The following is a 9,341-nucleotide window of genomic DNA, read 5'->3' as shown; positions in this document are numbered from 1 at the left end:
CTGCCAGTCGATCCGCACCACCCAGGGCCAGGGCCTGATGCCGGACGGTACCTCCCGCTTCTCCATGCCCGACGGCACGCCGATCCTGCATTACATGGGCTGCTCGACCTTCTCCAACCATACCGTCCTGCCGGAGATCGCGCTGGCAAAGGTGCGCGAGGACGCGCCGTTCGACAAGATCTGCTATATCGGCTGTGGTGTCACCACCGGCATCGGCGCGGTGATCAACACCGCCAGGGCGGAAATCGGCTGCCGCGCCATCGTCTTCGGCCTGGGTGGCATCGGGCTCAACGTGATTCAGGGGTTGCGCCTTGCCGGCGCGGACCAGATCGTCGGCGTCGATCTCAACCCGGCGAAGAAGGCGATGGCCGAACGTTTCGGGATGACCGATTTCGTCAACCCGGCGGAGGTGGAGGGCGATCTGGTCCCCTATCTGGTCAACCTCACCAGGGGCGGTGCCGATTACACGTTCGATGCCACCGGCAACGTGAACGTGATGCGCACTGCGCTGGAATCCGCCCACAAGGGCTGGGGCGAATCGATCATCATCGGCGTCGCAGCCGCCGGCGCCGAGATCTCCACCCGGCCGTTCCAGCTCGTCACCGGCCGCGTCTGGAAAGGCACCGCTTTCGGCGGCGCGCGCGGGCGCACCGATGTGCCCAAAATCGTCGACTGGTACATGCAGGGCAAGATCGAGATCGACCCGATGATCACCCACACCCTGACGCTGGACGACATCAACAAGGGTTTCGACCTGATGCATGCGGGCGAATCGATCCGCTCCGTCGTAATCTACTGACCGGAGCCGTCATGCCCGACCAACGCCCCCTGCTTGCCGTCCTGATCGACGCCGACAATACCTCGCCGCAATACGCCCCGGCGATCTTCGACGAAATCGCCGGACTGGGAGAGGCATCGGTCCGGCGGGTCTATGGCGATTTCTCGTCCTCCCAGATGAAGGGCTGGTCCAAGGTGGCGGCCGAATTCGGTCTGGTGCCGTTCCACCAGCCGGCCAATACCGTGGGCAAGAACGCCTCCGATATCGCGCTGGTGATCGACGCGATGGACCTGCTGCATACCGGCCGTTTCGACGGGTTCGTGCTGGTCTCCTCCGACAGCGATTTCACCCGGCTGGCCAGCCGGATCCGCGAACAGGGGCTGGATGTCTACGGCATCGGCCAACGCAAGACGCCCGAGGCTTTCCGCAAGGCGTGCAAACGGTTCATCTATCTGGAAAACATCGACAGTTCGGCTGCGGGTGACGAGAAGGTCTCGCCGAAAAAAGCCGAAAGCAAGGCCAGGCCGCTGAACGAGGCGCGCGATCTGATCCTCAGGGCGATGGACGGGATGGATCAGGATGACGACTGGTTTCCGATGGGGCAACTCGGTCAGTTCGTCGTCGCGGCGAATCCCGATTTCGACACCCGCACCTACGGCAGGAAGAAGCTGTCGGATCTGGTGCAGGCCATCGGGATTTTCGAAACCCGGCGCGGCCCCGGCAACCAGTTGCAGGTGCGCCGGATCGACTGATCAGGTACCGTAGCGGGTCAGGAACATCTCCACCGCGCCCCGGGCGACGCGCCTGCGTTCGGCGCGGGTGAAGCTGTGTTCGAGCCCCATCTGCATGCGCGGATAAAGATCGGCCTTGCAAAGCTCGGTGAACTGATCGGCGGCAAGGTCGTAATCCTCGATGGCAAGCTCGCCGCGCTCCGTCGCCGCCCGCAAATAGGCGACAAGCGTCTCGTGCCAGCGGGTTGGACCGTTGTTCCAGAAGCTGCGCGCAAGCTCGGGGAAACGCTCGGCCTCGACCACGGCGATGCGGAACATGGCATGCCAGATATTGGACAGGAACAGGCACATCATCCGCTCGGCTGTCTCCGTCAGCACCTCGGACGGCGGCCGCGCGGAATCGATCACCGATGGCACGTTTTCCGCCTGGCGGCGGCATTCCCGGGTGGCCACCTCGACGAAAAGCAGCCGCTTGTCGGGAAAATAGTTGTAGAGTGTCGCCTTCGAGACGCCCGCAGAACACGCGATATCGTCGACATTGGCGCCGTCGAAACCCTGCTGCAGAAAGACCTCACGCGCGCCTTCGACGACCTGGTCAAACTTGCGGCCCCTGTGAATCCGGCCGGCTGTCGCACCCATCATCGTCACTCCGTTGCGGTCGCGCGGAACATAGCCCCTGCGGCTCGGCAGCGAAACCTGCCGTTTCGACAGGGGTCGGCAGGGGTCAGCCGCCGGATTCGACGATCTCGGCGCCGGTGACCCCCGTGGCCCTCGCCAGCCCGCGCAGACGGGTCAGCACCACGTCGCTTTCCGGGATGCAGTGGATATCCCCCACTTCGAGACGCACCGCGTCGGGATCGACCCTGAGGCGCGACTGTTCGAGAATTTCGGGCATGCTGGCCGAGAATCGATGCCCGAGCAGCAGCGCACGGCCGAGGATCTCGGCGCGCTGCATCTCGTTTCTGGTCAGCATGTCGCCGATCCGTCCGGTGACGAATTCGTCCAGTTTTCCATCGTAGCGAAACAGCACGACCAGGGCGAGAAAGGCACGTTCGGGATGCGAGATGCCGATGAACGGAAATTGCAGCAGCCGAAGGAAGCACTCGAGCGCCCGTACCTTCTGGTGGTCGCGCCAGGCCATATCGGTCAGCGCGCAGGCGGCGAGCCGGATCCTGCGGTCGTGCTGGGTTTCCCCGGGGAACAGGTCGTCGGTCCAGCGGCCGAGCGCCTCGCTGAAGGCGGGTACCCGCGCCCCGGGCAGGCCGATCGCCATCGCGCCCTCGACCAGCGGATCGCGATACTGCTCCTCCTCGTCGAGCTGCGCATAGAGCCAGCCCTCGCGCAGGCCGAAGGCGGAAAAGACGATGCGCTCGGGTTTGAGTTTGCGCAGCACCCGCCACAGCACCAGCGCCGAGGCAGGAAGCGTGCCGATGCGACGGCCCGGCACATCGGGCAGGGCGGCGACCTCTTCCGGGGTCATCCTGGCGATTTTCTTGGCAAGCGCCGAGATTTCCCTGGCCGGCACCTCGTAACCGTGCACGACACTGATCGGATGGCCGGTCATCGCGATGTGAATCCGTGCCACCGCCCGCCATCCGCCGCCGACGGCGTGGAACACCGGCTCGGTCAGAAGCGGCGGCAGGTTTCCGTCGAGGATCTCGTCGATCCGCTTCTTGGCAGGGTCGATCCCATCGGCCATCATCGCGATGACCGGCAGCGCGCCCAGCGGCATGCTGGTCAGGCGCTCGGTCACCCGGTCGCCGACGATCTCGGCCACCTCCAGACTGCCGCCGCCGATATCGCCGACCAGCCCCTTGGGCTGGAAAAAGCCCGAGATCACCCCGAGCGACGAATAGGTCGCCTCTTCCTCGCCCGAGAGAATCCGCGGGTTCAATCCGGTCTCGGCGCGGATGGTCTCGATGAACTCCGCGCCGTTGACCGCGCGGCGGGTCGCCTCGGTGGCCAGAACGTCGACACGCGGAACGTCCATCGCACGTGCGATGGCGGCAAAGCGCCGGATCGCCCACATCGCGGTATCCAGCACCTCTTCGGTAAAGCGCCCCTCCGCATCCAGACCCGCGCCGAGCGCCACGAGCGACTTCTCGTTGAAGCGCGGAAAGGGCGCGCGGCCCAGATCGTCGTAGACGACAAGCCGGATCGAGTTCGAACCGATGTCGATCACGCCGTAATGGACCGGCTGGTGGGCCAGTACCCGAGCAGTGTTGATCTCGATCAGGCGCGGGTCGGTCTGGACCTCTCTGGTTTTCCCGATGGCCATTGGCATCCCCCTGCTGCCGGGCAAACATGCTCACGCGGCGCGATCTGCCCGGACCGTCGGAATGACGGCAGAAATCGCACCGGCCGCGCCGGTGAGTGTGGTGACCATACTAGCGGCGCGTGTTAGGGGCCAGTCATGCTGCCGATCTTTCTCAAGACCCTGCCCTTCTTTGCGATCATCGCGCTCGGCTACGGCGCCGGGAGGACACGGTTTTTCCCCGACGAGGCAACGGCGTGGCTGACCAGATTCGTCTTCTATTTCGCATTATCGGCCATGCTGTTCCGGTTCTCGGCCAACCTCTCGCTGCGCGCGGTGATCGACTGGCCGTTTCTCTGGGCCTATCTTGCCGGCAGCCTGCTGGTCTACCTGCTGGCGACGGCGGTGGCGCTGCTGCGGCGGGCGCCGGTGGCCGAAGCCGCGGTCGAGGCGCAATGCGCGGTGGTCGGGAATACCGGCTTTCTCGGCGTGCCGATGCTGACATTGCTGCTGGGCGCACAGGCGATCGGCCCGGTGATGCTGGTGCTGGCGGTCGATCTGCTGGTCTTTTCCAGCCTGATCGTCATTGTCGTCACCGCCAGCCGCGACGGACGCATCGCCCCGGGTGTGCTGCTGTCGGTGGGCCGGGGGCTGGCGCAAAACCCGATGATCGTCTCGATGCTGGCGGGCTTCCTGTGGTCGGCAACCGGCATTCCGCTACCCGGCCCGGCGGACGAGTTTCTCGCCCTGCTGGGTGCGGCGGCAACGCCCGGCGCGCTTTTCGCCATCGGCGCCTCGCTGGTATCGAAAGGCGCCGAGCGGCTTTCGGTGGCGGTCTGGCTGAGCTTCTGCAAGCTGGTCCTGCATCCCGCCGCAGTTGGATTCATGGCGTTTGTCGTGTTTCCGGTCGACAGGTTCGCAGCCGGCGTGATGATCTCGGCCGCGGCGCTGCCGGTGGCAGGAAACGTCTATATCCTCGCCCGCCACTACGGGGTCGCGCCGCACCGGGTCTCGACCGCGATCCTCGTCTCGACCGCTGCCTCGGTGGTGACCCTTTCGATAGTGATCGCCCGGGTAACCTGACACCGGTCCGCGTGAGAACCCGGCGATTCAGCGTCCTGGCCACAGGTTTCAACGATCGGCCAGTACCCCGCCCCGTCCGGGAACCTTGAAGGCGTAGCTCCAGATCTCGCGCGCGACATGGGCATGATTCGAGCGGGTGAAATCGTCGAAGATCGTTTCCTCGTAGCGCACCGGGCGCAGCCAGTCGGCCGGACGCGCCAGGCAGACCGGCAGGATACCGTGCTCGAAACACCATTTCGCCAGCCGCACGTCGACGAAACGCTGCGAGTCCTCCATATAGGCGAAACCGGGCATCAGATCGGCGCGCAGGATGGCGGCGTTGGTGGCGATCTGGTCGACGACGGTCGGTTGCGTCAGTTCCTTGTAGAAGGTCAGGTTGCGCCGCCACATCTGGATGTTGCGGTCGCGATAGCTGAGCCATCTGGCGAACTTGCGCCGGTTGAAGCTGAACTTCGGCCTGGCGTAGATCGACCCGTGATAACCGCCGAGTATCCCGCGATCGCCGAAACGCTCCATCTGCGCCACCGAGCGGGCAACGAAATCCGGCGGATAGATCACGTCGTCGTCGACCATCAGCACCCAGTCGGCACCGGCGACATCGGGATAGAACTTGCCGACATCCTTCAGATCCCGCGGCGGCAGGATCGGGTTGACGTTGTCGAACCCGCGCGCCTCATCGGGCACCGTGTCGTATTCGTTCAGGACGAGATTGAGCCGGTCGACCTGGGGCGCAAGCGCCGCCAGCACCCCGGGGATTGCGGCGCGTCGGGCCGGATAGGTGGCGAGGTTGGCGACGATCATTGGCACGACCCGGGCAGGCGGCCGGAAGATTTCCGGCCGGTTTGATCCTTACTGAGGCATGTGACGTGACGGCGCAACCGGTTCCGCACCGGGCGATCAGTCCATCGCGCGGAAGCTGAACTCGCCACCCTCCCTGATGCCGGAGAACCAGCGCGAGGTGACGGTCTTGGTCCGGGTGTAGAAGCGGAAGGCATCGGGACCATACTGGTTCAGATCGCCGAAGGCCGATTTCTTCCAGCCGCCGAAGGTGTGATAGCTCAGCGGCACCGGGATGGGAAAGTTGATGCCGACCATGCCGACATTGACCCGGTGAGCGAAATCGCGCGCGGTGTCGCCATCGGCGGTAAAGATCGCGGTGCCGTTGCCGGAGGGGTTATCCATGATCAGGTCGAGCGCATCCTCGTAGCCATCCGCGCGCACGGTGCAGAGCACCGGACCGAAGATCTCCTCGCGATAGATGTCCATCGCCGGGGTGACACGGTCGAACAGGCTGGGGCCGATGAAATATCCGTTTTCGTAACCCTGGATGCTGAGGCCCCGCCCGTCGATGACAAGCTCCGCCCCCTGGTCCACCCCCGAGGCGATCAGCCCCTCGATCCGCTGCCGGGCGGCGGCGGTGATGACGGGGCCGTAATCCACGTCCTCGCCCGATGTATAGGGGCCGACCTTCAGCTTCTCGATGCGCGGGATCAGCTTTGCAATCAGCCGGTCGGCTGTTTCCGCGCCCACCGGAACCGCAACCGATATCGCCATGCAGCGTTCGCCCGCCGCCCCGTAGCCCGCACCGACCAGCGCATCGGCCGCCTTGTCGAGATCGGCGTCGGGCATGACGATCATGTGGTTCTTGGCGCCGCCGAAACACTGTGCCCGCTTGCCGTTCGTCGCGGCGCGGCCATAGATATACTGCGCGATCGGGGTCGAGCCGACAAAACCCACCGCCTGAACGGTTTCGTTGTCGAGAATGGCATCAACCGCCTCCTTGTCGCCGTTGACCACCTGTAGCACGCCATCGGGCAGGCCCGCCTCCTTCAGCAGTTCGGCCAGCATCAGCGATGTCGAGGGCACCCGCTCGGACGGTTTCAGGATCATCGCGTTGCCGCAGGCCAGCGCCGGGGCCATCTTCCACAGCGGGATCATCGCCGGAAAGTTGAACGGCGTGATGCCGGCCACCACGCCGAGCGGCTGGCGCATGGAATGCAGGTCGATGCCGGGGCCGCCATTGTCGGTGAACTCGCCCTTGAGCAGCGCCGGGGCACCCATGCAGACCTCGACCACCTCGAGCCCGCGCTGAACGTCGCCACGTGCGTCGGGCAGGGTCTTGCCGTGTTCACGGCTGACCAGTTCGGCCAGCCTGTCCATGTTCTCGTTGATCAGGGCGCCAAAGGCCATCATCACCCGCGCCCGGCGCTGCGGGTTGGTGTTGCCCCAGCCGACCTGTGCCCTGGCGGCCCTTGCCACCGCGTCGTCGATTTCCGCGCGCGAGGCGAGCGGCACCCGGGCCGTGACCTCTCCCAGGGCGGGGTTCGTCACATCGGCGAATCTGCCCGATTTTCCGGCAACCCGCTGTCCGTCGACGAAGTGTGATAGTTCGTTCATGATGACCTCCCGAAATTTCAGATGCCAGAATAGCCGTGCCTGATGGCGGTTGACAGCGCCAGTTGCACATGAAGCGGCGCTTTTGCCGGGCCGCACCGGGACGACATGCCGCACAGAGAGTTGACAGGGAGGCCGTGCGCGGTTGACGGTAGCACGAGGTGATGAACGGGACTGCATATCGGGAAGGAGCGCAACGAATGATTGTCCAGGAAATCCTGAACTCCAAGGGTGGCGGCGAAGTGATCACGGTGTCAGCCGGATCGAGCGTCGAGGCGGCGGCGCAGTTGCTGTCGGTGAAGCGGATCGGTTCGGTTGTGGTCAGCAGCGCGACGAACACCTGTGCCGGTATCCTGTCCGAACGGGATATCGTGCGCGAACTGGGCAAGCGCGGCCCCGTCTGCATGTCGGACAAGGTCGATGCGATCATGACCGCCGATATCAAGACCTGCGCCCCGGGCGAAACCGCCGAATCCGTGCTTTCGCGGATGACCGAGGGCCGCTTCCGCCACATGCCGGTGATGGACGGCGACCGGATGGTCGGGCTGATCTCGATCGGCGACGTGGTCAAGGCGCGCCTGAACGAGCTTTCGATGGAGCGCAATGCGCTCGAAGGCATGATAATGGGGCATTGAACGCGGGCATCGCAGGCCCGCAGGACATTCGCATTTGCGGAATGTGCTGATATATCCGGGCGGCGGCCGGGCGAATGCCAGCAATACGACCTTGAGCAAGCTCCGGCGCCGGTCGCTTCTGCCAAACAGGAGTGATGGACATGAAGATTACCAAAGGTCTGACGGTGGCGGCCGGTCTGTTTGCCGTGGCATGCACGGCGGCATTTGCCGATGGCGGGCCCAGCGTGGCGCTCGACAAGGCGGCACTTCCGGGGGCACCCGTCTGGGGGGACGGCGGCGCGACGCTGACGCCGCTGGCGATCGGCGATGCGGGGGCGCCGGCGGTCGTGCTGGTGCGGGTGCCGGCGAACACGCCAGCCCACGACGCGCACGCAACCAGCGACGGACAGGACCGTCTGGCCTTCGTGCTGTCCGGCACGCTCTACTACGCCGATGGCGATGTGGTGGATCCCGCCGCCGAAGCCGCATTCGGCCCCGGATCGGTGCTGGTGATCCATTCGGGCACCAGTCACTGGGTCTCCACCCGTGACGAGGCACTGGAGCTTCTGCTGGTGGCCAGCCCGCCCGAACGGCTTGCCCCGCCGGTTTCGGCGCAACTCGCGAAGTGATGCACGCTGTCGCCGGCGGCGCGGCAAATGCCGTGCACCGGCTTCCCGGTGCTTGAGTTCGCCCGCGCGATGATGTTGCGTGCAGACAGGTAACGGAGGAAAGCCCATGCGCGTCGGCCTGTACCCGGGCACGTTCGATCCGGTCACGCTCGGCCATCTCGACATCATCCACCGGGCGACGGCGCTGGTGGACCGGCTGGTGATCGGTGTCGCGATCAATCGCGACAAGGGGCCGCTCTTCGATCTCGAACGGCGGGTTGCGATGATCGACGCCGAAGCCCGCAAGATTTCGGCAGGGACCGGTTGCGAGATTGTCGTCCACCCGTTCGAGAATCTGCTGATCGACTGCGCTACCGATGTCGGTGCCAAGGTGATTCTCCGCGGGCTGCGCGCGGTCGCCGATTTCGAGTACGAATTCCAGATGGTCGGCATGAACCGGGCGCTGAACGCCGAGGTGGAGACCGTGTTCCTGATGGCCGAAGCGCAGCATCAGGCGATTTCGTCCAGCCTGGTAAAGGAGATCGCGCGGCTGGGCGGAAACGTCGCGAAATTCGTCTCGCCCGAGGTGCGCAGGGCATTGCAGGACAAGTTCCGGAGCAATTGCTGAACTCTCGGGTCGACGCCGGGCGCCAGGATTGTCACGTCGCGGGAGCGCGGTCGCTCAAGGCGAGGCTTGTGCCTGTCGCGCATTCATTCCGGTGACCATAGCTGCGGCCATGGGGACGGAGTGTTCGTAATTGTCGGCTTTGCGGACGAAGCTGCCGTTCCCCTTTCGCCCGGAACAGCCGCCCTGGCGGCCCGGGCGGCGCCCGTCCGCCCCCTCGGGCGGGCGCCTTGAGACCTCATCGCGCGCACGAA

10 protein-coding genes are annotated in these 9,341 nt (G+C 65.3%); 6 read left to right on the top strand and 4 right to left on the bottom strand.

Annotated elements, in window-relative coordinates:
• Positions 1–799: zinc-binding dehydrogenase (locus ACK5IR_RS15075; RefSeq protein WP_416929996.1), on the top strand; the 799-nt coding region annotated here is incomplete at its 5' end.
• A gap of 11 nt (positions 800–810) precedes the next feature.
• Complete coding sequence (locus ACK5IR_RS15070; RefSeq protein ID WP_416929995.1) at positions 811–1,530, top strand: NYN domain-containing protein; 720 nt, start codon at positions 811–813, stop codon at positions 1,528–1,530.
• Here the strand turns inward: ACK5IR_RS15070 and ACK5IR_RS15065 are convergent, their stop codons facing one another.
• Both ACK5IR_RS15065 and ACK5IR_RS15060 read right to left on the bottom strand, forming a co-directional pair.
• Complete coding sequence (locus tag ACK5IR_RS15065) at positions 1,531–2,148, bottom strand: TetR/AcrR family transcriptional regulator (protein ID WP_416929994.1); 618 nt, start codon at positions 2,146–2,148, stop codon at positions 1,531–1,533. It lies immediately after the preceding gene.
• Positions 2,149–2,233: 85 nt separating this feature from the next.
• On the bottom strand, positions 2,234–3,787 hold the full coding sequence (locus ACK5IR_RS15060; protein ID WP_416929993.1) for a hypothetical protein: 1,554 nt from the start codon (positions 3,785–3,787) through the stop codon (positions 2,234–2,236).
• A 135-nt stretch (positions 3,788–3,922) separates the two neighbouring features.
• On the opposite strand from ACK5IR_RS15060, the gene ACK5IR_RS15055 reads away from it, so the two are divergent.
• On the top strand, positions 3,923–4,846 hold the full coding sequence (locus ACK5IR_RS15055; RefSeq protein WP_416929992.1) for an AEC family transporter: 924 nt from the start codon (positions 3,923–3,925) through the stop codon (positions 4,844–4,846).
• Positions 4,847–4,894: 48 nt separating this feature from the next.
• Here the strand turns inward: ACK5IR_RS15055 and ACK5IR_RS15050 are convergent, their stop codons facing one another.
• Together ACK5IR_RS15050 and ACK5IR_RS15045 are read right to left on the bottom strand one after the other, a co-directional pair.
• Positions 4,895–5,647 (bottom strand): glycosyltransferase family A protein, encoded by a 753-nt coding sequence (locus tag ACK5IR_RS15050; protein ID WP_416929991.1) that lies wholly within the window; start codon positions 5,645–5,647, stop codon positions 4,895–4,897.
• Positions 5,648–5,743: 96 nt separating this feature from the next.
• Positions 5,744–7,243, bottom strand: a complete 1,500-nt coding sequence (locus tag ACK5IR_RS15045; protein ID WP_416929990.1) for a CoA-acylating methylmalonate-semialdehyde dehydrogenase — start codon at positions 7,241–7,243, stop codon at positions 5,744–5,746.
• A 197-nt stretch (positions 7,244–7,440) separates the two neighbouring features.
• Here ACK5IR_RS15045 and ACK5IR_RS15040 point away from each other — a divergent pair, with 197 nt between their 5' ends.
• The 3 genes from ACK5IR_RS15040 to coaD all read left to right on the top strand — a co-directional run bounded on the left by ACK5IR_RS15040 (position 7,441) and on the right by coaD (position 9,090).
• Entirely contained in the window at positions 7,441–7,875 is a 435-nt protein-coding gene (locus ACK5IR_RS15040) for a CBS domain-containing protein (RefSeq protein WP_416929989.1), read from the top strand.
• A 140-nt stretch (positions 7,876–8,015) separates the two neighbouring features.
• On the top strand, positions 8,016–8,483 hold the full coding sequence (locus tag ACK5IR_RS15035; RefSeq protein WP_416929988.1) for a hypothetical protein: 468 nt from the start codon (positions 8,016–8,018) through the stop codon (positions 8,481–8,483).
• Positions 8,484–8,589: 106 nt separating this feature from the next.
• The gene (gene coaD / locus ACK5IR_RS15030; RefSeq protein WP_416929987.1) at positions 8,590–9,090 is read left to right on the top strand and encodes a pantetheine-phosphate adenylyltransferase; all 501 of its coding nucleotides are present in this window, start codon (positions 8,590–8,592) and stop codon (positions 9,088–9,090) included.
• Positions 9,091–9,341: the final 251 nt, after the last annotated feature.

The organism is Tropicimonas sp. (genome assembly GCF_047971885.1).
Classification (GTDB): Bacteria; Pseudomonadota; Alphaproteobacteria; order Rhodobacterales; family Rhodobacteraceae; genus Tropicimonas.
The sequence above is the reverse complement of the archived record's forward strand: the minus strand, read 5'-3'. Positions and strand labels throughout refer to the sequence as shown.

Excerpts from the sequence above, each read along its gene's own strand:
- ACK5IR_RS15070 (WP_416929995.1), top strand. The coding sequence starts at position 811 with ATGCCCGACCAACGCCCCCTGCTTGCCGTCCTGATCGACGCCGACAAT.
- ACK5IR_RS15065 (WP_416929994.1), bottom strand. The coding sequence starts at position 2,148 with ATGGGTGCGACAGCCGGCCGGATTCACAGGGGCCGCAAGTTTGACCAG.
- ACK5IR_RS15060 (WP_416929993.1), bottom strand. The coding sequence starts at position 3,787 with ATGGCCATCGGGAAAACCAGAGAGGTCCAGACCGACCCGCGCCTGATC.
- ACK5IR_RS15055 (WP_416929992.1), top strand. The coding sequence starts at position 3,923 with ATGCTGCCGATCTTTCTCAAGACCCTGCCCTTCTTTGCGATCATCGCG.
- ACK5IR_RS15050 (WP_416929991.1), bottom strand. The coding sequence starts at position 5,647 with ATGATCGTCGCCAACCTCGCCACCTATCCGGCCCGACGCGCCGCAATC.
- ACK5IR_RS15045 (WP_416929990.1), bottom strand. The coding sequence starts at position 7,243 with ATGAACGAACTATCACACTTCGTCGACGGACAGCGGGTTGCCGGAAAA.
- ACK5IR_RS15040 (WP_416929989.1), top strand. The coding sequence starts at position 7,441 with ATGATTGTCCAGGAAATCCTGAACTCCAAGGGTGGCGGCGAAGTGATC.
- ACK5IR_RS15035 (WP_416929988.1), top strand. The coding sequence starts at position 8,016 with ATGAAGATTACCAAAGGTCTGACGGTGGCGGCCGGTCTGTTTGCCGTG.
- coaD (WP_416929987.1), top strand. The coding sequence starts at position 8,590 with ATGCGCGTCGGCCTGTACCCGGGCACGTTCGATCCGGTCACGCTCGGC.